Below are 22,355 nucleotides of genomic sequence, written 5' to 3' on the forward strand. Positions count from 1 at the left end.
CCAAAGGCCGAAGACGCGCCTGCCGGGATGACAATTCGACGCAAACGACGCCTGTTCAGGAATCCGCGGCAAGCTTCGGCGAAGACTCGACGAGCGTCAATTTGGCGGAGGGAACGCCGGCCTTCACCAGCCCGTCACGGTAATGGGCGATGTCATCTGATTTTTTCCAATGGAAATTGCTCAAATGCCGTTCAACGGTGAGGTTCGGATAGTTGTGCAGCAGGACTTCGGTGGCGTTGGCTGCTTCCTCGGCGCGCCCGAGCTGGGCGAGCGCCGCCGCGCGGATCGCGAGCGCCTGAAGATGATTGGGATTGAGATATAGTTGCTCGCGCGCCCAGGACAGCGACGCGTCGTATTGCCCGACGAGATAATGGCTGAACGCGTTGACGCCGGCCCATTGATAGCGCGGGTCGGAGTTGCCGCGCTGTGCCGCCATTGAAATCAGCTCGATCGCCTTGCGGTGTTCGCCGGTGTAGAAATAGCAAAAGCCGAGCACGCCGCGGGCGCCCATGTCGTAGGGGTTGAGCCCGACCGCCCGGTTCGCGGCATCCATCGCAACCTCGTAATGTCCTTCCAGGGCGTGCAGATAGGCGACGATCTGGAAGGCAAAGGACGAGCGCGGATCGAGCCGGACGCTGCTCTCGGCGAGATCCATCGCCGTGGTCCACAATTCGCGCGTGCTCTTGATCCATCCGAACTGGATGCTCTGCATCATGATGGTGGCGAGATAGGCCCGCGCAATCGACAGCGTCGGGTCGAGCACGATCGCTTCCTTGAACAGGCCGATCGAGGTTTCGAAATCGGCTTTGGTCTGCAGGTAGTAATGGGAAAGCCCCTTCAGGAAGCGGTCCCACGCCGTAATGTCGTTCGACGACGGCCGCGGCGGGGCGGATGCCTCGGCCCGGTAGATCTCGGCCGCCACCGCCGCCGACAGGCTGGTAGTGATCTCGTCCTGCATCGCGAACAGGTCGCCCATGTCGCGGTCGTAGCGGCCGGTCCATAATTGCTCGCCGGTCTCCGGCGCGATCAATTCGGCGGTGACGCGGATCTTGCTGCCGGCGCGGCGCACCGAACCCTGGACCAGGTAGCTCGCGTCGATCTCGCGCGCGATCAGCCGCGTGCTCACATTCTTGCCCTTGAAGGAGAATGTGGAGTTGCGGCTCAGCACCCGGTAGAACGATTGCAGCGACAGCGCGTGAATCAGGTCCTCGGTGAGGCCGTCGGAAAAATATTCGTCGGCGCTCTCGCTCAAATTGGTAAACGGCAGCACGCCGACGATCGCGGTCCGGTACTGGGCCGGAAGATTCGCAGTGTCCTTGGCCTCACGGCCGCGGGTGTCGGCGCCTGCGGGCTCCCAGGTCCAGACGCTGACCGGTTCTTCGATGTTCTTGAAGCGGTGCGGACCGGCATCGACCAGCGGGATGCTGAGGCGCTTGCCGGCCTCGCCATAGGCCTTGCCCGACACCGCCACGCCGCCGGGGGCGGCCACCGATTCCAGCCGGACGGCGATGTTGACGTCGTCGCCGAACACCTCGTCCTCGTCGGCCATGACGTCACCCATATGGATGCCCATACGGAATTGCATCACGCGCTCGGCGGGCAAATGGTGGTTTCGTTCGGCCATCATCATCTGCATCGCGACCGCGGCCTCGATGGCGCCGACGATGCTGGGAAACTCCAGCAGGAAGCCATCGCCGGTGTTCTTCACCAGGCGGCCGCCGTGATTGAGGATGATCGGGTAGATTGCGGTCCGGTGCGCCTTGAAGGTGGCATGCGTGCCCGCCTCGTCGGCCCCCATCATGCGGGAATAGCCGGCGACATCAGCGCAAACGATGGCGGCTAGCCGTCTTTCCATGTCTTCCTAAAACTCCCGCGTTTGCATACCACTATGTGGTCGGCCAAGCGATTCCAATGATAATAAAATACGGTGTATCCGGCAGAAGGCCGATCCAGAAGTGATAGTAACGCAATCCAATTAGGATCGGCATGCGCTGGGTCAACGGATACTCGCAAGGGAACTGGTCAAAATCATGGGCGAAATGCTCGGCATAAACGAACTCTGGTTGTTCATCCTCTCCGGGTTGCTGCTCAACGTCACGCCGGGGCCGGACACCGCCTATATCATCGGCCGCAGCATCCAGTTGGGCTGGCGCGGCGGGGTGGTTGCCACGGTCGGGATCACCTGCGGCTGCCTGGTTCACGTATTTGGTGCTGCGATCGGGCTGTCGGCGCTGTTGATGACGTCATCGGCTGCATTCGCGGTCGTTAAGCTGGTTGGAGCAGTCTATCTGCTCATCACGGGCGTTCAGATGCTGCTGGCGCGTCCGCAGCCGGTCGTGGACGTCACCGTGCCGGGCGGTGCCATCCCCCTTCGCCGCGTGTTCTGGCAGGGGGCCCTGACCAACGTCCTCAATCCGAAGGTGGCGCTGTTTTTCCTGGCGTTCCTGCCGCAATTCGTCGCGGCTGATTCGTCGCACAAGACGCTGGCTTTCGTGGTTCTTGGCCTGATCTTCATCTCAGGCGGCGTGCTTTGGTGCCTTGGCGTCGCGGCTTTTGCGGCGAAAGCCGCCTCGCGTATCCGGCACTCCCAGGGCGTGATGGTCTGGATCAACCGGGTGCTCGGCGGGATGTTCGTCTATCTCGGCATTCGCGTGGCGATGCTGCAGACCCGCTGAGCTACCTCGTTTGGGTGATAGCGTTTTCGAGCGAAGTGGTACCGGTTCGCGCCAGGAAAACGCGTCAAAACAAAAAGCTAGAACCCGGTTCAGATGCAATCAGAACCAGGTTCTAGCCGTGAATTTTCAAAAACCCGCCAAGGGCAAGATAGAGCCCGAGCAAAATCATCGCGATCAGGAACCAGCGGCGGAACACTTCCGGCTGCATCCGCGTCCGCACCGCCTGGCCGATGAACATGCCGGCAAAGGACGCCGCCATCGCCACCGCGCCCGGCAGCGCCGTCGCGGCCGTCAGCAGGCCCGCCGCGGTGATGTTGAAGGCGAGCGCCACGGTGGCGACCGTGAAGAACACGCCGAGCGCCTGCACCAGTTCGTCCTTCTGCATGCCGATCGCCTGCATGAACGGCATCGACGGGATGACCTGAACGCCGGTCGCGGCCGAGATCACGCCGGTGACAAGGCCGACGATGCCGCCGATCCACGGCTCGTCGCGGCGCGCGACCTTGAAGCTGAATTTGCACAGGCCCACGATGGCGTAGATCACCAGCAGCACGCCGAGGATGACGGTGCCATAGGCCGCGTAGGGCCCGGTCAGTAATCCGCCATTGAGCCAGATGCCGATCACGGTGCCGACCATCAGCGGCCACAGCCGCCGCATGATGTCGCGCAAATAGGGGCCGCCAAAGGTCTGCCAGATATTGGTGACGATCGCCGGAACGATCACGATCGCGATCGCCTGACCGGGCGCCATCGTCAGCGCGAGCAGGCCCATCGACACCGTCGGCAGCCCGAGCCCGATGACCCCCTTGATGAAACCGGCGAGCAGGAACGCGGCCGCGATGAGAATGAGCATGGAATCGATCATGCGGCGACATTGACCGATCGCGCCATCAGGCACAATCTGGAGATTACGGAGACAGCATTCGGTTTGAACGAAGGCAGGCTTCACAAACAACCTCATCCTGAGGAGCCGCCAAGCGGCGTCTCGAAGGATGGGCCACGGGCCACATGGTTCGAGACGGCGCTGAAGAAGCGCCTCCTCACCATGAGGGTCGAGGAAACAATGATGCGCTTCGATCTGGTCGATCTACAGCTCTTCATCGCGGTGGCCGAGACGCGCAGCATCACCAATGGCGCGAATCGGGTTCACCTGGCGCTGGCCTCGGCGAGCGCGCGGATCAAGCATCTGGAAGCCGCACTCGGCGTTTCGCTGCTTGAGCGCGGCCGGCGCGGCGTCGAGCTGACGCCGGCCGGCGAAAGCCTGCTCGATCATGCCCGCATCGTCATGCACAATGTGGAGGCGATGCGCGGCGATCTCGCCGCGTTCTCGCGCGGCGTCAAGGCCACCGTCCGCTTTCTCGCCAATACTTCGGGCCTGTCGGAATATCTGCCGAAGGCGCTGGCCGCGTTCCTTAGCCAGCATCCGCATATCTCGATCGACGTCGAGGAGCGCGAAAGCGCCGACATCGCGCGCGCCATCGCCAGCGGCGCCGCCGATCTCGGACTCGCCGCCGAACACGCGCTGCCCGACGGCATCGAGCGGATTCCCTACAGCGAAGACCGCCTGGTGCTGGTCACCGCGCGCCAGGATGAGCTTTCGAACCGGCGACAGGTCGATTTCCGCGAGGTGGTGGAGCGGGATTTCGTTGGCCTGATCACCTCGAGCGCGCTGCACGCCCATGTCACCGGCCACGCCGCGCGGCTTGGCGCGCGCTTGCGGTTTCGCGCCCGGCTGAACAATTTCGATGCGATCGGACAAATGGTCTCTGCCGGCATCGGCGTTGCCGTGATGCCTGAAGTGGCGGCCAAGCGCTGCGCGCGGTCGATGAAAATCAATGTGGTCAAGATCAGGGATCCCTGGGCCAACCGCAGGCTTGCGATTTGCGCCCGCAGCTTCAAGGCGCTGCCGAAACCGGCGCAGCAGCTGGTCGAGCATTTGCGCAAGATGGCGCCGAAGGGTAGGCCTTTTGATTGACGCGTTTTCTTTACGCGAACCGGTACCCGATTCGCTCGAAAACGCTATGGTGGAGAAGACAGCAATGCTCAAGGTCTGGGGACGCCGCAGTTCGTTCAACGTCCAGAAAGTCATGTGGCTGATCGGCGAGCTCGACCTTGGCCATGAGCATATCGACGCCGGCGGTTCGGCCGGCGGGCTCGATGCGCCGGCATTTCTCGCGATGAATCCGCATGGCCGCGTTCCCGTGATCAGGGACGGCGAGGCCGTGGTGTGGGAATCGCACGCCATTCTCAGATATCTGGCCGCGCGCCACGGCGCTTCGCGCTTCTGGTCCGACGATCCCGCCGCGCGTGCCAATGTCGACGGCTGGATGGACTGGTCGCAAACCGCGCTGCAGCCGGATTTCCTGGGTGGCGTGTTCTGGGGATTTTACCGGACGCCGGAAGGCAAGCGGAACTGGCCGGCGATCAAAGCCGCGCTGGCGCGTTGTGCCAAACATTTCGGCAAACTGGATCGCTTGCTGGAGGGGCGCAGCTTCCTGCTCGGCGAGACCTTGTCGCTCGCCGACATCACCGCCGGGACGTCGCTGTATCGTTACTTCGAACTGGAAATCGACCGCCCGCCCTTGCCGCAGGTCGAGCGCTGGTACTGCACGCTGCAAGGGTGCGACGCGTATCGGACCCACGTCATGATCCCGTTCGGCGAATTGTTCGGACGGCTCGATTACTGAGGGTCTGTGCTCATAAGCTAAATCGAGCTTGGCCATCGCGGTCTGCTGGCAGCGAAGGCGGAATGGTGAGCTGGATTTCCGGACATGCGCGTCGTTTAACTCGATGCGACCGAGCATCCCGGGACCGTGCAAGAGCACAAGATCATGTCCGCGCCCGGAATCGTCATCGACGGTGAACTGGCTTATACTGGGAGCGTCGGCGAGACTGTCCACCAAACTGAAGGAGAGTCCGATGAAATCGCTTTTGCTGCTTACAGCGAGCGGTCCGCTGCTCATTCTCACGTCGCACGAGTCCTTGCACGATCCGAAGCTCCTCGAGGAGCTTAGGCACAAAGGGATTGGCAAGTTCGTCGCCTTTGAGGTTCCAGTGTCGCTCGCCAGGCAGCGCTACGGCGGGCATTTTCAAGCTGTCGAAAGCGGTCTGCACGAGACCGATGATTTGAGAGTGCTCGACTTCAACGGCCAGCGGGTCTTTCAGCTCTTTCGTTTCGATGAACTCGGTGCGCCGATCCTTCAAGAACAGCTGTGATCTGGTTTTGTCTTGAAGCATGATCCGAAGGCAGCCTGGGACTTTCCAGTCCGAGCAATCGCAAGAACGCGTGTTGCGAGCCCGGGCTTTAGTCGAGGTCGGCACGAAAACCGTTCGAATTTCGGCTGGTGATCTATGAATAGCTGTGGAGCTTAATGCTTCAGAGAGGGACGGCTCGCGCTCGCCAAGCCGCGCTTTCGTTGGTTACGATCGACGTAATCCAGCACGCCGCTGCAGTTCTGAGCGTCACCTCAACGAGCGCTGAAGGTGAGGCCGGCGCGCTCCGTCAGACGCTTGCGCAACGCCGGACCCATCAGCGCGCCCGGCGTCCAGGTGCCGCCCTCGCCCTGCACGTCGCGCACGAGGCAGAGAGCGCTCTCGGCGATCATCTTGCTGGTCGAGCCGTAGCCCGGATCGCGATCGCCCGTGACTACCGCCTCGACCCGTCCGCCATCCGGCAGCTCGCCCAGGAAGAGGATGTCGTAGAAGCCCTTTTCGCGCTCTTCCTGAGTCGGGCCTGCGCCGGGTTTGAGACCGCCGGTCGCGACCAAGGAAACCATCGTGGCGAACGTCTCCGTCGTCACGCGAGCGAGTTCCCCTAATCCCGGCGCGACCATCATCTCGTCGTAAACGAAGTCCGTGCCGTAGGGATGACCCAACAGCAAATTCGTGCGGTGCACGTTCTTGGTGTTGATCGGCGCCATGGGGAACGGCACGAGCCACACGTTCATGCGCGGGTCGTATTCGGGGATGAGGCCCGACGGCTGAGGCGGCCCGGTGAACCCCGGCGTCAACGCGAAGGGATCGGTCAGCAGCCGCATCAGGGCCGGGTCGCGCGCGGCGGCGGCCAACGTCGCCCTGGCGCTCGCCGCGGTGCCGCCAGACATGCCACCTTTCACGTTGCGCAGGCGGGCTTTGACCCGCCGCGCCGGGCGTCCGAATTTCTCGCGCGCCTTTTCCTGCAACGTGAGCACGCCGAGATCGAACGGGATGGAATCGAAGCCGCAGGAGAAGACGATGCGCGCGCCGGTCCGTTTCGCCTCTTCGTGATGGGCGTCGATCATGCGCCGCATCCAGGCCGGTTCGCCGCACAGATCAACATAGGCCGTGCCTGTGGCCGCGCAGGCCGCCACAAGCTCGGGACCATGGAGCTGATAAGGCCCGACCGTCGTGATGATCACGGCCGCACGCTCGCACATCGAACGCAGGCTGGCCGGCTCGGCGGCATCCGCCTTAACCAAAGGCAAATCGTCTGGTGCGCCGATGTCGGCGCGCACCTTCTGGAGCTTGTCGATCGAGCGTCCCGCGATCGCCCAGGACGGAGCATCGTCGCCGCGATAGGACTTCGCCAGATATTCGGCGATGAGACGGCCAGTGTAACCCGTCGCGCCGTAGACGATGAGGTCGAGGTTCCGCTTCATGACGTTGGTCCTCCTCGAGACCCGGAAGAGCTATCTTCAGATCACTTCGCCGTCTCCAACCGGGCGTCCTTGATCACCTTCGCCCACTTCCTGGTTTCAGAGTCGATGAAGCCGCGGAAATGTTCCGGCGTGTTGCCGGCGACCGTGAGGCCCTGATCGGCGAGCTGTGCCTTGATGGCGGGATCGGCCATCGCCTCGTTGGCGCTGCGGTTCAACTCGGCGATGATTTTCTCCGGCGTTCCCGCCGGCGCGATCATGCCGTACCAGTTTTCGATCAACAGATCCGGCATGCCGACTTCGGCTGTGGTCGGCACCTCGGGCGCGGTCGGCGCGCGCGTGGGCGCGCCCAGCGCAATCGGGCGCAAGGCGCCCGCTTTGATGTGCGGCAGGATCACCGGCAGATCGAGGAACGTCATCTGCACCTGCTGGCCGAGCAGATCGTTGATGGCCGGCGCCGCGCCGCGATAGGGCACATGAACGATGTCGAGCTTTGCGGTCAGCTTGAACAGTTCACCGGCCAGATGCGGCAGGCCGCCGACGCCGGCGGAGGCAAAATTGAGCTTGCCGGGCTGCGCCCTGGCGAGCGCGATGAGTTCGGCCATGTTGCTCGCGGGAACGTTGCTCGCAACCACCAGCATTTCCGGCACGGTCACAACAAGCGTCACCGGAGCAAGGTCCTTGCGCACGTCGTAGGGAGTTTTTTCCATGGAAGGGTTGATGACGAGCGAACTGGCGCTGGTGATGCCGATGGTGTGGCCGTCCGGCGCGGCCTTCGCGACCGCGTCGGTGCCGAGCACCCCGGCCTGTCCGCTGCGGTTTTCGATCACGATCGGCTGCTTGACCAGTTCCGACATGCGCTGGCCGACCACGCGGGCGATGATGTCGTTCGGCCCGCCCGGCGGGAACGGCACGATCAGTTTGATCGGCTTGGTCGGAAAATCCTGCGCCGTACCGGCGGCGGGCAACAGCAGAAGCGACAATGCGGCCGCCAGCGCGCCCCAAATCCTCATGCAAGCCTCCCTGCGCAGATGTCTGAGCGTCTGTCGCGTTGAGCCGGTATAGCAGATTTTTTCGTCCGACGTTACGTCATGGCGTCGGTCAAGGCAGCAGTTCGTCGGTGGCCGCGAGCTGGACGGGTTTTCGGGAGATGAGATTGCACCAGACCCAATGATGGTGGCGCTTGACGCTGACCGCGTCGAGATGAGGGCGGTCGCTCAAGGTGTGGGCATCGGTCACCACGACAACGTTGTGGTGGTTGGAGACGGCGGATCGGACGGTCGCGTCGACGCACAGATCGGTGGCCCAGCCGGTTACCAGCACGCGATCCGGCGCGATCCTGCCGAGCCGCGCCTGCAGCTCGGCGCCGGCGAAGGGATCGTTCATGTGCTTCTGAACGACGACATCGGCGGGATCACGCACCAGTTCGGGAAGCAGCTCCCAGCCCGGCGTTTGCGGCTCGAAATCGTCGCCGGTGTCGCCGCAATGTTGAATGAAAATGACGATGCCGGACTGCGCGCGCACGCTGGCGGCGAGGCGGTTGATGCGGTCGATGACGGCGGGCAGATCGTGCTTGGGGTCGCCCTTGAGCAGCCCGACCTGCATGTCCACGATCAGCAGTGCGTCCATGCGGTGCCTTCGGTGGCCTGGAGCAGGATCCCCGGGCAAACCCTTGGTGCTTAGACCCTTGGCGCCCGACGATCCCGTCGAAACAAGAATGCGCTAGCTGTTGAGTAGTTTCATCGCCGCCTCGTGCACGCGGGCGTCGCCGGCGGCGATGATGCGGCCGCCGCTCTGGGCGGGCTTGCCGTCCCAGGTGGTGACGATGCCGCCGGCGCCGGTGATGATCGGAATCAGGGCCGCGATGTCATAGGGCTTCAGCTCGGTCTCGACCACGAGGTCGAGATGACCGGCCGCCAGCATGCAGTAGGAATAGCAATCGCCGCCATAGCGCGTCAGCTTCACCGCCTCCTCGACCCGGCCGAAGGCGGCGCGGTCGGCGGCGTTCATCAGCAGCGGGCTGGTGGTGTAGGAGGTCGCTTCCTTCAGCGAGGCGCAGCGCCGCACCGACAGCTTGCGCTCGCCGGAGGGGCCGGAATAGTGCGCCGAGCCGCTGTCGCCGGAAAAGCGCTCGCCGATATAAGGCTGGTGCATCATCCCGAACACCGGCGTGCCCCGGTGCATCAGCGCGATCAGCGTGCCCCAGATCGGAAACCCCGCGATGAAGGATTTGGTGCCGTCGATGGGATCGAGCACCCAGACATATTCGGCGTCCTCGCGCTCGCTGCCGAATTCCTCGCCGACGATGCCGTGCTGGGGAAAGTTGCCCTTGATCAACCGGCGCATCACCGCTTCGGCGGCGCGATCGGCTTCGGTGACGGGATCGAAATCCTTGGCGCTCTTGTTGTCGATGGAAAGCGAGGTGCGAAAGAACGGCAGGATGGTTTCGCCGGAGGCGGTGGCAAGGCGGCCGATAAAGGCTGTGAAATCGATGACCGTCACGGCTGGTCCTTGAACGAGGGGAAGGGTGTTGAAAACCTGGCCCTCTTGCCTAGCTCAATCCTGCGATGGGCGCACGATTAACGGAGCGTTATTCCCATCAGATCGAATCAGCGGGCCGTTTGCTGCTTTCGTATCGGGTTCGTTTAGGCATGCATTTTTGGTGACACCGCTATTCACAAGGTCGAGATTTGTGAATTGTGGCCGCTTCGTAACACCGGGTTCCCACGGATTTTTTCCCGTAAGCTACTGAATATACATAATAAAAAATAATTTAACTGACCTGTTGCATAACCGCCAGTCTGGCCGGGATTACGCCGGGAAAATTTCGAAAGCCCTTGCGTTTTGTGCAGCGCGGCCGCATATTGTTGCGGTGCGGTAGGGCCTCGCCCTATCGCTGCCCTCCTTGGGCGTTTCCTCCCTAGACTTGGGCCGCTTGTTCATTCAAGCGGCCCTTTTTTCTTGCCGTCGTCATTCTCCGATGCGCAATCGCGCATCGGAGAATGACGACTTACTCCGCCGCGGCCTGGAACGGGCCGAGGTCGCCGAGCGGCACCGCGGCGAGTGCGTCGGCCAGTGCGGCGAAATCGGCTGCCACCTGGGCAAAGCGCGGTGAACGCTCGCGGCGGCGTTCATCCATGTAGATCGCGCGGTTGAGTTCGAGCTGCACGGTGTGCAATCCGCTCGCCGGGTTGCCGTAATGCTCGGTGATGAATCCGCCGGCATAGGGCTTGTTGCGGCCGATCGAGTAACCGAGCCCGCCCATGACTTCCTCGACGATTTCGGGCAACAGCGCGGCGCAACTGGTGCCGTAGCGGTCGCCGATCACGATGTCGGGCCGCCGCGGCTCGTCGCGCGATACGCCGATCGAGGGCATCGAGTGGCAGTCGACCAGGATCACGGTGCCGAAGGCCTGATGCGCCTTGTTGATCAGCCGCCGCAGTGCGCGGTGGTAGGGCTTGTAGAGCGCCTCGACCCGGCCCAGCGCCTCATCGACATTGAGTCGCTCGCGGTAAATCTCCTGCCCGTCGCCGACCACGCGCGGGATGGTGCCGAGACCGCCGGCGACCCGCATCGAGCGGGTATTGGCAAAGCTCGGCAGCCGGCCGGTGAACATGCGCGGATCGAGCTCATAGGGCTCGCGGTTGACGTCGACATAGGAGCGGGGGAAGTTGACCCGCACCGTCGGAAAGCCGCGATCGCTCAAATCGGCGATCAGTTCGTCCATGAACGAATCCTCGGAGCGGCGCAATGCTGCCAGATCGATCCGGGACGCGTTGAGGAATTCCGGCGGATAGACCGAGCCGGAATGCGGGGAATTGAAGATGATCGGCGCCCGCCAGGTGGCCGGCTCCACGATCTCGAACGGGGGCGACAGTTCGCCATCAAACTGGGTCATCGTCGGGCGCCGTCCCTTGGATCCGTGCTTCCCAGGCAGTCGATCAAGACAATCGATGGAGCAACCGATTCTGCCGGAAAACCAGAGATTTTATCAGGAGGCATTGTCGGTAATCGCAATCATTCTGCCAAGTGAAAAAAGCCGCAAAGCTGCCGGAACACATCTTAAATGCGGAAAACGCCTGCCTTGATTGATCTATGGCGCGTTCCGGTACAGAACTAGCGCCGCGCTCCGCGACCCCCACACTGCAGCCTTTCACCCGATCTTTACCGTCTGTCGGGCTTAGTGTGCGGACTGACCCTCCAAGCCGGATTCGACGACAGAACGCCATGCACAAAATCCTCCTCGCCGAAGACGACAACGACATGCGCCGTTTCCTGGTCAAGGCGCTGGAAAACGCCGGATTTCAGGTCTCGCCCCATGACAACGGCCTGTCGGCCTATCAGCGGCTGCGCGAGGAGCCGTTCGAGATGCTGCTCACCGATATCGTGATGCCCGAAATGGACGGTATCGAGCTGGCGCGCCGCGCCTCGGAACTCGATCCTGACATCAAGATCATGTTCATCACCGGCTTTGCGGCCGTTGCCCTCAATTCCGATTCGGAGGCCCCGAAAAACGCCAAGGTGCTGTCCAAACCGGTCCATCTTCGCGAATTGGTCAGCGAAGTGAACAAGATGCTGGCGGCCTGATTCGCCTCTATTATTCCCTCCAAGCATCCTTGCCGGGGCGCTTTGGAGCCGATATACGGACCCCACCCAAACGATCAAAGCTGGAGCGGGATACGGTCATCCCATTCCAGGGCGCGTAGCTCAGCGGGAGAGCACTACCTTGACATGGTAGGGGTCACAGGTTCGATCCCTGTCGCGCCCACCAGCCTTCGCTCGCTTCGCGAGCTACGGCTAGGCAAGCCGGAACGTACCCTATCGTAGCGAAGCGAGCGAAGGCTGCCACGCCGAAGCCGCTTGGCGTAGGCGGGCCTGTCGCCGCGAGCTAGGCCAAATTCTTCACTACCGCTGCCACTGCCGCGCCGACCAGCATGGCGCTGAGCGCGCTGCGGGTGACGGCGGCCACGATGGCGGCGGCCGCGACAGCAAGCCAGACCCGCGGCGCCGCGGCCAGCGTCGCCGGAACGACGATCGAAATCAGCACCGATACCGCCATGTATTTGAGGAAGGCCTCGATGCGCGGCGTGATTTTGACGTAGGACATGATCCAGACGCCGCCGACCCGCGTTGCCATCGTGATCAATGCGAGAACGAGGACGGCGGCAATCGCCGCAACGGTATCAACCATGGCGCCAGGTTCCGACGATCCCGCCGGCCAGGGCGCCCGCGATGATGTGCCAGCCCGGCGGCAGAACATAGGTCCCGATCACGGCGACCGCGGCGGCCGCGAGGCACGGAAACAGGTCTTTGGCCCCCTTCCATTGGCCGACAACGACGGCCGCGAAATACGTCACCATGACCGCATCGAAGCCGAAGCGCGTGAGATCGCCGAGAAATGAGCCCGCAAGGGCGCCGACCGCGGTGCTGGCGGTCCAGATCAGCCACATCGCCGCGCCGCTGCCGAACAGAACGCCGGCGTCGATTTCTCCCCGCTCGCGCGCCGACATGGCATAGGCGAAGCTGGCGTCGCTGAGCCACAGCAGCGCCGCCAGCCGTCGCATGATCGGAATCTGCAACAGCCACGGCGCGAGCGCCGCGCCTAACAGAATGTGCCGCGCGTTGACGGCCAGTACCGTGAGCGCGAGCGTCGCCAGCGGCAACGGCGCATACCAGAGGTCCAAGAGCGCAAACTGCGAAGCGCCCGCACAGATCGCGATGCTCATCAGGACGCTGACTTCGGGCGGGATGCCTTTGGCGGAAGCGGCGACGCCAAACGCGATCCCGAACGGGATGACGAACATGGCGATGGGCGCGATTTCGACGCAGCCACGCCAAACGCCTTTCGCGGTGAAGCACGGACGTTGTGCCTTGTCGTTTACCGTTGCTTGTTCCGCCATGCGGCCATTTGAAAGCGAAGCGCCGGTTTGGTCAATTGGGTGGGCGCATCCGTTACACTTGAGCCAGACTCTTGCGTAGTTGACGCAGGTCGTTGGATAGAGTTTCGACAAGCTGCTCCAAACTGGCTCGAACAACTCCCAAGTTTTCTCTGGACGGCTTGTTACCGGTAACAAGATTCCCGACGGCGATCTCCCGTGGCCTCAAGCTGCTCGTTTGAATCTTCATGAGAGCTTGTCGAACTCCATCAGGGTTAGTCAGCTCTCGAATTTGGCCGCCTAGTTCCGGGCGCAGAGTCGCATCGAACGAGATCACCGCGGACGACGCATCTCTAACGATCGTCAGGAGACCTGCAGCTTCAGATTGCACCGATCTCCAGTTGGCATCGCTAGGATCTCGCTGGTAAGCGTCCATCGCTGGAAACAATCCCAAGCTCTTCTTGCTCAAGACCAGTGCAAGCTTTCCGCTAACGCGATCAATTGTCTCCAGCGACAATGCCTTGGCTTCATCGCGCGTAAGATTGCACTTTGTGGTTATCGCCGGAGGGCTCTCAACATAAACGGGCGCGCAACTGGCGGTGATCTTGGATGCGTGGATTTTGTAAGCGGATTTGAAGGCGAGATAAGATGTATCGCTACGATTGCTCGGCTTTGCAATCGAAATGTGGTCAGCGATTACCGGGTCCAAACGCTCAGTGCAAAGATTCGTCGCGCTCGAGATGTTGACAACCATTTTGACGAAAGTTGGTTGTGTCTCGTAAGCGCAAAACGATGGAATTCTCAAACCGGCGGCGAGCCAGTTGCTTTGCAGAGTGGCCAAGTAGCTAGTCGAAGCCGCATCCATCGGTTTCATGTCGAACAGCGACGGATTGGTTGAAAACAACCCCGCAAGCCCAACCAGATCGGACCCGGTCGTTGGGGTCGACAAAAACGTGATGAATTTCGTCTTTGCCGCAACCGCACGGTACTTCAGCAAGTAGGCTCTGACGACAAGGCCGCCCATGCTGTGTGTGACGAACATAATCTCCGCGTGAGACGGAATATCATCGGAATCAAAAACAAGCCGTGCATTATCCGTGATCTGGTCGATGGAAAAATTTCCACCCCGGAACTGCGACGGATAGTCATAAACATAAATATCAGAAGCATCGAACGTTGCGTCGCCTTTAAGCAGCTCCGGCCAATACGCCCCATTGCTGTTCTTCCAGGTCGATGCTGCATTTCCCAGTATGCCGTGTACAAAAACGATAACTGATTTGGCTCCAGGAGTGCGCCGGATGTATTGGGACTCCGCGGAGGCGAAATCTGCGGCTAGCAAGACGAAGGCAAGGGCAAGTAACGCCGCAATTCTATTGAACATATAGACCCCCCGACGAATGCGATCACTATCGTTGTGCTCAAAATTCTAAAGTAGCTTGCAATTAAAGCAGGCCGTCCTCCCGCCGTCCATTAGATTGTTCGATTCTATGCAAGCATCTTCCGCGTGTGATTGGCGTTGACGCTGGGGGCGCCGGGTAGCGCGCGCGATGTACCCGTCACGCCATAACCAAACGTCAATGCCGGGCCGAGCGTGATGCCGGCGCCGGGAGAATTGCCGCCCATGATGCTCGCCATGTCATTGTCGATAGCGTAGAGACCCGCGATCGGCTGGCTGTCGGCATCGAGCCCGTGCACGTTCGCATCGGTCCTAATGCCGGGCAGAGGTTCCGAGATCGCCGATCACTCTGATCGCATAGAACGTCCTTGAGCGGCGCGATGTCGGGATTGCGAGCCGTTCACGGGCTCTGCAAATCCAGCAGCGCGCCGAGAACGGCCGGCGAATGGAGGACGGCAAATTTCTCGCGCGGGCTGAGGAATCCGGCCGCCTCATCGAAGCTTTCGGCATCCTCGATTTTGGCGCGCGCAATCGCAAGATGCGGATCGACCTCGCCCCGATTCCGCAGCCCCGGACCGGACAGATTATTGAAATGCGCCTCGCGCAGGCCGGCGTTGCCGCGAAGTTCGAGCAGCGGGCAGGAAATCTGCCGGTGCGAGGCGTTGGCGAGTTCGTTGGCCCGCAGCAAGACCTGCGGCGGCGAGGTCTCCTCTGGCGTCCTGAACAGGCTGGAAGCCGTCCCTGCGCTTGCCGAGGAAGACAGCGTGGCAAGCGGAATGGCGAGCAACAGGCCGAGAATGACCGGCATCATCCACAGCAGCAGCGGCAAAGACACCACATAGGCGCTGACCGCCATGGCGACGCCAAACAGCGTCGGAACCGAATATTTGCGAAGCGTGTCTTCGCGCGACACCGCGCCGTCGTCGCGGCGCTGAACCTGCCACCCCGCGTCGCGCCCCAGCAGAATCCCTCCGACCGCAGACGACTGGAAGATCATCATGACAGGCGCGGTCAGGCCCGACAGCAATGTCTCGGCCAAGATACCGGCAAGGACGCGAAAGCCGCCGCCGAACTTTCTTCGCTCGTCGCCATGGGTGAGCATGACGATCCAGGCGAGCAGTTTGGGCAGGATCAGCATGCCCATCGTCGCAACGAAGACCCAGGCCGCCAGGATCGGGTCTTGCGCGGGCCAGGTCGGGAACAGCGAAAACCCCTTCGGAAAATACTCGGGCCTGACAAACTGTGCCTGCAAGGAGACCAGGATTCCCAGGACCAGAAAAATGAACCAGAGCGGTGCGGTCAGGTAGGATCCGATCCCGGTCAAGAGATGCAGCCGCGAGACCCAGTGCAGGCCGCGCGCCGGAAGCAGTGCCAGGTGTTGCAGGTTGCCCTGACACCATCGCCGGTCGCGGGCGGCGAAATCCAGCAGCGACGGCGGGCATTCCTCGTAGCTGCCGCGCAGCGTGGGCGCCATATGAATCGCCCAGCCGCCACGCCGCATGAACGCAGCTTCGATGAAATCATGGCTGAGGATATGCCCGCCGAACGGCTTGCGGCCCTTCAATTCGGGAAGTGCGGCGTACCGGGCAAACGCGCGGACCCGGATGATGGCGTTGTGTCCCCAGTAGTTGCCTTCCGAGCCGTGCCACCAGGCAATGCCGGCGGCGATCAGCGGACCGTACAGCCGCCCGGCAAATTGCTGCCAGCGCGCAAACAAGGTGCGGGCGTTGACCACGATCGGCAGTGTCTGGATCAGCGCTACGTGTTGATGCTGTTCCATCGCGGCGACCAGCCGCACGATGCTGTCTCCGGTCATCAGGCTGTCGGCATCGAGGATGAGCATGCATTCATAGTTGGAGCCAAACCGCTTGACCCAGTCTTCGATGTTGCCGGATTTGCGTGCGGTGTTTTGCGGACGGTGACGATAGAAAATTCTGACGTCTTGCCCCAGTTCGCGCCGAAGTCGAAGGAAACACGCTTCTTCGGCGATCCAGACGGCGGGATCGGTCGTGTCACTCAGAACAAACCAGTCGAACCTTGCAGCGCATCCGGTTTCCTCGACCGATTCGCAGATGGCGCGCAGCCGGGCCAGGACGCGATAGGGGTCCTCGTTATAGGTGGGCAGCAACAATGCAGTCCGGCTTTCGATCGCCGGCAGGGCCGCCGCGGAATCGATGCCGAGTTTGTCCTTGCTTCGAAACAGCAGCACGAAGAAGCCGGCAATGGCCGACGTGAAGGAAAAGGCGATCCATGCGAACAACAGCACGAACAGCACGAGGATGATCCACTCCAGGATCGTCACGCCTCCGACCTGGAGCACCTGGTACATTTCGTAGCAGCCCGCCAGGGTCAGCAAGACGGTGCCGGCAAGGATGCATGCGCGCCTGGGCCAGGCGGTTGCGAATTCCGAAGCCTGAATTTGCGGTTGGCGCGCCCGCAGCGGCTGGACCGCCATTTCCATTGGCGATTCCAGGGGAAGGAATTGATTCTGGTGAGGATCGCCGCGCCAGGACGATCCGTGGACTTTCCCTACGGTGTCCATCGATATACCCAGATTTCCGATACCGCCTCGTTCTCCTGCATCAGCGACGCGCGTAGTTCGACGGGATTCTTCTCCTTCAGGAGTTCGAAACTCAAACGCCAGCCGCCGGTCATTGGATTCGGCTGGGTGACGATGTTCTGGATCTTGGCCTTCTCTGCGCTCACAACGCCGCGCAGGATCTTTGGATCGATGGACTTCAACCGGTCGCCGATCACATCCAGCACGAACAGCGTGGCGTTATCGCCTCTCGCGCCGATGCCGGATCGGGAAAATCGCGCCAGCGCGGTCGGCTTCGGGACGTCAGGTCCCCAGTTCAGCCGATAGGTGTAGGTGTGCTCGCCCTTGGCTTGCAGGGCCGCCTTGGGCTGCCAGAAGCTGGCAATATTGTCGTGAATTTCTTCCTTGGTCGGAATTTCAATCAGCTTGACCGCACCTTCGCCCCAGTTGCCAATCGGCTCCGCCCATAGACTTGGCCGGCGCTCGAAACTGGATTCGAGGTCCTGGAAGGCGCGAAAGTCCCTTTGACGCTGCATCAACCCGAAGCCATGCGGGTTGAGGTCGGCGAAGGCGCTGATCTGAAGATCCTTCGGGTTATGAAGCGGCCGCCACAGCTCCTCGCCGCGGCCGTTGGACACGAACAGCCCATCGGAATCATGGACCGACGGACGGAAGTCGTCGACGTCCCTGCGGTCGTTCGGTCCGAAAAAGAACATGCTCGTCATCGGCATCAGGCCGGCGCGCTCCAGATCTACGCGGGGATAGATCGCCATTTCCACGTCGAACACGGTGGTATCGCCGGGCCGGATGGTGAAGCGGTAGGCTGCCGCCGCGCTCTCGCTGTCGAGCAGGGCGTGCACCACGATGGATTTGGCGTTGGCTGCCGGCTTCTCGATCCAGAACGCCTTGAATGCGGGAAACTCCTCGCCCTTGGCTTCGCCGGTGTTGATCGCAAGCCCCCGGGCCGACAGCCCATACAGTTGGCCCTTGGCGACGGCCCGGAAGTAGCTCGCGCCGAGAAAGACGCACACCTCGTCGTAATAGTCTGGTTTGTTGATCGGGGCATGAAGCCGAAAGCCGGCAAAGCCGAGATCGACGCCGGCGCCGGGCGGCGGCAGGTCGCCGAATGAAAAGAGATCGGGTTGATAGGGGAATTTCGTCGCCTGGCCGTTCTTCACTTCAAAGATGTCGACCCGGTTGGTATAAAAAAATCCGCGATGAAAGAACTGCGCCTCGAACGGCAGCTTTTCGCCGCGCCACAGCGCGCGGTCCGGCGAAAACCGTATCGCCCGGTAACGGTCGTAGTTCAGGTCCTTCAGATTATCCGGCAGTTTATTGTCGGGCGCCTTGAACGCCTTGCCGGCCAGATCACGCGCCATTTGCCGCACGACGGCGCGGTCGAACGGCGCCGGCTGCGCGCGAGCGGAGGCCACCAGTCGTGGCGCTGCGATGGATACGAGCGGCAGTGCGGATGCTGCAAGAAAATGTCTGCGATTCAACGGAATGGTCCCCGCGGTTATTGACCGTGACCATCGCCAACGCAATGCAGCAACATGGGTTCCTACTGCAGGAACTTGATTGCTATTTATTCCTGCATCGCCTGGAATTTAAGCACCTGCCGCAGCTCGCTCGCGAATGCTAGTTGGCCAATGTGTGGCTTATTCGAGTGACCACGTGGTCCCATTGCCGCTTTTCCGCGGCGGGATAATTGATCATGACGCAATTCATAGTGCGGGCCGACCGGTTGCAGCGGTTGTACCAAATTCGTTCGTTGCGGATGCTGGACACCACGAAGAAGTTCGGCGTCACCCTTTTGTAGATGATGCCGGGCGGCGGATTCTTCTTCGCCAGAAAAATTGCGGGCGAGTCGTTCTCGGGATTTGCAACCGATTGGACGGTCAAATCAGCGCGGCGATCGTCAGTAAAGAAGCGCCGCCCGGTTCCGCCATCCGGCAGTTCGGCATCCCCAGTGAAAATCGTCACGGGAATTTCGACATTGGTCCCGGTGCTCGGGATTACATATCTCTGCCACTCGGCGCTGGCCGCAACGACCGTCGCCGGCGCCAGGCTGATAACGAGGACAGCGAGCAGCCGAAACATACCCACGCGGAATCTCCCGTTGGATCGACACAATCGCATTCGATCCGCATTCGTTCCATGACAGATGGCGTTTTTACCTGAAGGGCCTCGCCTCGGCGCACGGCGCCAGTCCCGGCTGGCTCAAGCTTGCCCCGCGATGTGCCTCCCCGCGATATACCCAAACGTCAGCGCCGGTCCCAGCGTAATCCCGGCGCCGGGATAATTGCCGCCCATGATGCTGGCCATGTCGTTGCCGACGGCATAAAGGCCCACGATCGGCTGGCCGTCGGCACCGAGCGCCTGCGCGTTGGCGTCGGTCCTGATGCCCGCATAGGTGCCGAGATCGCCGATCACCATCTTGATCGCATAGAACGGCCCGTCCTTGATCGGCGCGATGCAGGGATTGGGGCCGTGCAGCGCGTCGCCCTGGTAGCGGTTGTAGGCGCGCGAGCCTTTTCCGAATGCCGGGTCCTGCCCGTCGGCGGCGAATTTGTTGAATTCGGCGACTGTCGCTTCGAGTCCCTTGGGGTCGATGCCCGCTTGCGCCGCGAGTTCCGTCAGCGTCGCGCCGCGCTTGAGATAGCCGGTGCGCAGATGATGGCCGAGCGGCATCGGAAACGGCGGCACGCATCCGAGGCCATATTTGCGCAACGCGCGGTGATCGCACAGCAGGAACGCCGTGATCTCCTCGCCGGGCTTTGCCACTCTCATCATGTCCTGCACGAAGTCGTGGTAGGAATTGCCTTCATTGGCAAAGCGCACGCCGTCGCGCGTTACCGCGATCACGCCGGGCTTGGCGCGGTCGATGAAATGCGGCATCACGCCCTTGCTGCCGTCCTTGCGCGTGGTGATCGAGACCGGCACCCAGGCCGCGGCATTCGGCAGCGAGTCCTCGGCGCGGCCGCCGGCGGCTTCCGCCAGCCGCAAGCCGTCGCCGGTGTTGCCGGTCGGGCCAGGCGAATAATGCTCATGGCCGGTCGGCGCATGCGGGAACATCGCCTTGCGCCTTGCCACATCATGCGGATAGCCACCGCAGGCGAGGATCACACCGCGCTTTGCATTGATGCTGACCTTGCGTCCGTCACGCTCGACGATGGCGCCGCGCACCGTGCCGTTTTCGGTGATCAGTTCGCGCACCGGCGACGCCAGCCATAACGGGATCTTCAGGTCGAACGCCGATTTGGCGAGACGCCCGGCCAGCGCATTGCCGTTGGTGAGGTTCATGCCGCGGCCATGGCGGATCACGTCGACCAGATGCTTCGACAGCCGTTTGGCGACAAACAGCGCCGAGGTCAGCGATTTCGTCGCGCGCATGAAATGGACGATCTCCTTGCCGGAGCCCAGCATCATACCGAACACGGTGAGTTCGGGCAGGGGACTACCGATATCCTTGAGATGCTCGCCGAGTTCACGGCCGTCGAACGGCCGCGTCACCATCGAGCGGCCGCCCTGCGTGCCGCCGGGCGCCTCGGCGTGATAATCCGGAAAGGTCAGCGGCATGTCGAAACGCACCGCGGTTTTGCTGATGAAGAAATCCACCGCCTCGGGACCGGCGGCGAGGAACGCGTCGACGCGGGCAGCATCGTAAGAATTGCCGGCTTCATGCCGCAGATAGGTCCGCGCCTGCTCGGGGCTTTCGACGATGCCCCAGTTGCGCGCCAGCGAGGTGCCGGGGATCCACAGCCAGCCGCCGGAGCGCGCGGTGGTGCCGCCAAAGCGCGGCTCCTTCTCGACGACCAGCACCTTGAGCCCTTGATGCCCCGCGGTGACCGCCGCCGACAGGCCGGCACAGCCCGAGCCCACCACCAGCACGTCGCATTCGTGGTTTTCTTGTTCGTTGCCGCCCGCCACGCGATCTCCCCGTTTTCTTGTTCTGGGGCGGACATTGGATGGGGATCGATTTGTCTGTCAATCGCGCTGGCCGCGCACGCGGCGTCGATGCGCTTCCCGGACAGGGCAGCCATCCAGCCAGCGACCACCCAATTCAAAACCCAAGCTTGCTGGTGACATCAGCTGAATTATAGTATATCTATTATAAATGGATCGCCACGGTTGTCGTTCTGGCTGGTAGCGGATGGTACTAACGGACACGCCGCTGGAATTTGTCGGGTCGTCGAGAGACGACCTGTCCAATTTCCCGGACGATGTTAAGCGATGTATTGGCCTCGCGCTAAGAACGGCCCAGAAGGGCGGCAAACACCCTGATGCGAAGCCCCTGAAAGGGTTTAAGGGGGCCGGTGTTCTCGAGATCATATCTGATTTCGACGGCAACACTTTCAGGGCGGTCTACACTGTCAGATTGCGCGGCATCATTTATGTGCTCCACGCCTTTCAAAAGAAATCTCGCAAGGGAATCAAGACACCCCTGAACGAGATCGCAAAGATCAATTCAAGACTCAAGGACGCTGTAGCGCTGCACCAAACCGCCATGGAGGGCAAAGATGAAAAAACCAGTCAGCACAAAAAGCAGCGGTAACGTCTTTGCGGACATTGGTCTTCCGGACGCCGACGTCAGCCTCCTAAAGGCCGACCTGGTTATCAGCATTGCCGGCCTCATCAAGGAAAAGGGGCTGACGCAAGCTCAGGCCGCCAAATTGATGGGACTGGCGCAACCCGACGTTTCGAAACTCATGCGGGGACACTTTGCAGGCTTCTCCTATGAACGTATTTTCGGGTTTCTCACCGCCTTGGGCGAAAATGTCACGATCCGGGTGAGGGAAGCCAAGACCAAGAAGCAGGCGCGCGTGGAACTGGAATTGGGCTAGTTGGAGGTCGATCTCGGCCGGCAGCCAGCCGCGTGATCGGCACCGTGCTCTATTTTGCGAACGGGTTCTGCCAGCCTCCGCGACCCGCCGGCGCGCGCGGGGGATAGGCCGCCTCGAGATAGCCCAGCACCACGGCGCGATCCTTGTCATCCAGCGGCGGCATGTTGTGACGGCGGATCATGAGGTTGATCGACTCGTCCCACTGCGCGCGCGTCATGCCTTGCTGGGCCACGAGCTTGAAACCATGGCAGGCGGTGCAGGCATAGAAGGTCTCGTCGCGGCCGGGCCCGGGGCTAAATTCCTCCGGGCTTTCGTCACGCGGCGTGAAGGCGGTTTGGGCGATCGCCGGCGCCGTCCACAGCAGGGCGGCGATCGCTATTGCCATCGATCG

22 protein-coding genes, 1 tRNA gene and 1 pseudogene are annotated in these 22,355 nt (G+C 62.0%); 8 read left to right on the forward strand and 16 right to left on the reverse strand.

Features of this window, described 5'->3' with window-relative positions; genetic code table 11:
* Window positions 1-55: 55 nt before the first annotated feature.
* The gene (locus tag ACSQ84_RS17035; RefSeq protein ID WP_436212837.1) at window positions 56-1,855 is read right to left on the reverse strand and encodes an adenylate/guanylate cyclase domain-containing protein; all 1,800 of its coding nucleotides are present in this window, start codon (window positions 1,853-1,855) and stop codon (window positions 56-58) included.
* 184 nt (window positions 1,856-2,039) lie between these two features.
* On the opposite strand from ACSQ84_RS17035, the gene ACSQ84_RS17040 reads away from it, so the two are divergent.
* On the forward strand, window positions 2,040-2,675 hold the full coding sequence (locus ACSQ84_RS17040; protein ID WP_436213103.1) for a LysE family translocator: 636 nt from the start codon (window positions 2,040-2,042) through the stop codon (window positions 2,673-2,675).
* Window positions 2,676-2,787: 112 nt separating this feature from the next.
* Here the strand turns inward: ACSQ84_RS17040 and ACSQ84_RS17045 are convergent, their stop codons facing one another.
* The gene (locus tag ACSQ84_RS17045) at window positions 2,788-3,540 is read right to left on the reverse strand and encodes a sulfite exporter TauE/SafE family protein (protein WP_436212838.1); all 753 of its coding nucleotides are present in this window, start codon (window positions 3,538-3,540) and stop codon (window positions 2,788-2,790) included.
* Between the two features lie 201 nt (window positions 3,541-3,741).
* Between ACSQ84_RS17045 and ACSQ84_RS17050 the strand changes: the two genes are divergently transcribed.
* The 3 genes from ACSQ84_RS17050 (at window position 3,742) to ACSQ84_RS17060 (ending at window position 5,891) form a co-directional block, all read left to right on the forward strand.
* Window positions 3,742-4,650 (forward strand): LysR substrate-binding domain-containing protein, encoded by a 909-nt coding sequence (locus ACSQ84_RS17050; protein ID WP_436212839.1) that lies wholly within the window; start codon window positions 3,742-3,744, stop codon window positions 4,648-4,650.
* A 64-nt stretch (window positions 4,651-4,714) separates the two neighbouring features.
* Entirely contained in the window at window positions 4,715-5,362 is a 648-nt protein-coding gene (locus tag ACSQ84_RS17055; RefSeq protein WP_436212840.1) for a glutathione S-transferase family protein, read from the forward strand.
* Between the two features lie 232 nt (window positions 5,363-5,594).
* The gene (locus ACSQ84_RS17060) at window positions 5,595-5,891 is read left to right on the forward strand and encodes a cytosolic protein (protein ID WP_436212841.1); all 297 of its coding nucleotides are present in this window, start codon (window positions 5,595-5,597) and stop codon (window positions 5,889-5,891) included.
* A gap of 251 nt (window positions 5,892-6,142) precedes the next feature.
* On the opposite strand, the gene ACSQ84_RS17065 is transcribed toward ACSQ84_RS17060, so the two are convergent.
* The 5 genes from ACSQ84_RS17065 to ACSQ84_RS17085 all read right to left on the reverse strand — a co-directional run bounded on the left by ACSQ84_RS17065 (window position 6,143) and on the right by ACSQ84_RS17085 (window position 11,207).
* Window positions 6,143-7,312: a saccharopine dehydrogenase family protein gene (locus ACSQ84_RS17065; protein ID WP_436212842.1), complete on the reverse strand. Its 1,170-nt coding sequence runs from the start codon at window positions 7,310-7,312 to the stop codon at window positions 6,143-6,145.
* A 41-nt stretch (window positions 7,313-7,353) separates the two neighbouring features.
* The gene (locus tag ACSQ84_RS17070; RefSeq protein ID WP_436212843.1) at window positions 7,354-8,322 is read right to left on the reverse strand and encodes a tripartite tricarboxylate transporter substrate binding protein; all 969 of its coding nucleotides are present in this window, start codon (window positions 8,320-8,322) and stop codon (window positions 7,354-7,356) included.
* An 88-nt stretch (window positions 8,323-8,410) separates the two neighbouring features.
* On the reverse strand, window positions 8,411-8,938 hold the full coding sequence (locus tag ACSQ84_RS17075; RefSeq protein WP_436212844.1) for an isochorismatase family protein: 528 nt from the start codon (window positions 8,936-8,938) through the stop codon (window positions 8,411-8,413).
* 93 nt (window positions 8,939-9,031) lie between these two features.
* A complete protein-coding gene (hisN, locus tag ACSQ84_RS17080) occupies window positions 9,032-9,811 on the reverse strand; it encodes a histidinol-phosphatase (protein WP_436212845.1) in 780 nt (259 codons plus the stop codon).
* 508 nt (window positions 9,812-10,319) lie between these two features.
* On the reverse strand, window positions 10,320-11,207 hold the full coding sequence (locus ACSQ84_RS17085) for an N-formylglutamate amidohydrolase (protein ID WP_436212846.1): 888 nt from the start codon (window positions 11,205-11,207) through the stop codon (window positions 10,320-10,322).
* Window positions 11,208-11,536: 329 nt separating this feature from the next.
* Here ACSQ84_RS17085 and cpdR point away from each other — a divergent pair, with 329 nt between their 5' ends.
* Both cpdR and ACSQ84_RS17095 read left to right on the forward strand, forming a co-directional pair.
* Complete coding sequence (cpdR, locus tag ACSQ84_RS17090) at window positions 11,537-11,896, forward strand: cell cycle two-component system response regulator CpdR (protein WP_079542506.1); 360 nt, start codon at window positions 11,537-11,539, stop codon at window positions 11,894-11,896.
* Between the two features lie 109 nt (window positions 11,897-12,005).
* Window positions 12,006-12,080 (forward strand) — tRNA-Val (locus ACSQ84_RS17095).
* 117 nt (window positions 12,081-12,197) lie between these two features.
* Here the strand turns inward: ACSQ84_RS17095 and ACSQ84_RS17100 are convergent.
* The 8 genes and pseudogenes from ACSQ84_RS17100 to ACSQ84_RS17135 form a co-directional block, all read right to left on the reverse strand.
* A complete protein-coding gene (locus ACSQ84_RS17100) occupies window positions 12,198-12,500 on the reverse strand; it encodes an AzlD family protein (RefSeq protein WP_436212847.1) in 303 nt (100 codons plus the stop codon).
* A complete protein-coding gene (locus ACSQ84_RS17105) occupies window positions 12,493-13,209 on the reverse strand; it encodes an AzlC family ABC transporter permease (protein WP_436212848.1) in 717 nt (238 codons plus the stop codon). Before ACSQ84_RS17105 ends, ACSQ84_RS17100 begins: the two co-directional genes overlap by 8 nt.
* A 52-nt stretch (window positions 13,210-13,261) precedes the next feature.
* A complete protein-coding gene (locus tag ACSQ84_RS17110) occupies window positions 13,262-14,566 on the reverse strand; it encodes an esterase/lipase family protein (RefSeq protein WP_436212849.1) in 1,305 nt (434 codons plus the stop codon).
* A gap of 104 nt (window positions 14,567-14,670) precedes the next feature.
* A pseudogene (locus ACSQ84_RS17115) lies at window positions 14,671-14,944 on the reverse strand (FAD-binding protein); the annotation flags it as partial.
* 37 nt (window positions 14,945-14,981) lie between these two features.
* On the reverse strand, window positions 14,982-17,123 hold the full coding sequence (gene mdoH, locus ACSQ84_RS17120) for a glucans biosynthesis glucosyltransferase MdoH (RefSeq protein ID WP_436212850.1): 2,142 nt from the start codon (window positions 17,121-17,123) through the stop codon (window positions 14,982-14,984).
* Window positions 17,111-18,619 (reverse strand): glucan biosynthesis protein G, encoded by a 1,509-nt coding sequence (locus tag ACSQ84_RS17125; RefSeq protein ID WP_436212851.1) that lies wholly within the window; start codon window positions 18,617-18,619, stop codon window positions 17,111-17,113. The genes mdoH and ACSQ84_RS17125 overlap by 13 nt, the downstream gene beginning before the upstream one ends.
* Window positions 18,620-18,758: 139 nt before the next feature.
* Window positions 18,759-19,220 (reverse strand): hypothetical protein, encoded by a 462-nt coding sequence (locus ACSQ84_RS17130; RefSeq protein WP_436213104.1) that lies wholly within the window; start codon window positions 19,218-19,220, stop codon window positions 18,759-18,761.
* Between the two features lie 120 nt (window positions 19,221-19,340).
* A complete protein-coding gene (locus tag ACSQ84_RS17135; RefSeq protein ID WP_436212852.1) occupies window positions 19,341-21,050 on the reverse strand; it encodes an FAD-dependent oxidoreductase in 1,710 nt (569 codons plus the stop codon).
* A gap of 223 nt (window positions 21,051-21,273) precedes the next feature.
* Between ACSQ84_RS17135 and ACSQ84_RS17140 the strand changes: the two genes are divergently transcribed.
* Both ACSQ84_RS17140 and ACSQ84_RS17145 read left to right on the forward strand, forming a co-directional pair.
* The gene (locus ACSQ84_RS17140; protein WP_436212853.1) at window positions 21,274-21,675 is read left to right on the forward strand and encodes a type II toxin-antitoxin system RelE/ParE family toxin; all 402 of its coding nucleotides are present in this window, start codon (window positions 21,274-21,276) and stop codon (window positions 21,673-21,675) included.
* Window positions 21,641-21,964 (forward strand): helix-turn-helix domain-containing protein, encoded by a 324-nt coding sequence (locus ACSQ84_RS17145; protein WP_436212854.1) that lies wholly within the window; start codon window positions 21,641-21,643, stop codon window positions 21,962-21,964. Before ACSQ84_RS17140 ends, ACSQ84_RS17145 begins: the two co-directional genes overlap by 35 nt.
* A 49-nt stretch (window positions 21,965-22,013) precedes the next feature.
* Here ACSQ84_RS17145 and ACSQ84_RS17150 read toward each other — a convergent pair whose 3' ends face one another.
* On the reverse strand, window positions 22,014-22,349 hold the full coding sequence (locus ACSQ84_RS17150) for a hypothetical protein (RefSeq protein WP_436212855.1): 336 nt from the start codon (window positions 22,347-22,349) through the stop codon (window positions 22,014-22,016).
* Between the last annotated feature and the right edge of the window lie 6 nt (window positions 22,350-22,355).

Origin of the sequence: Bradyrhizobium sp. LjRoot220, assembly GCF_964252915.1 — a bacterium.
Taxonomy (GTDB): domain Bacteria; phylum Pseudomonadota; class Alphaproteobacteria; order Rhizobiales; family Xanthobacteraceae; genus Bradyrhizobium.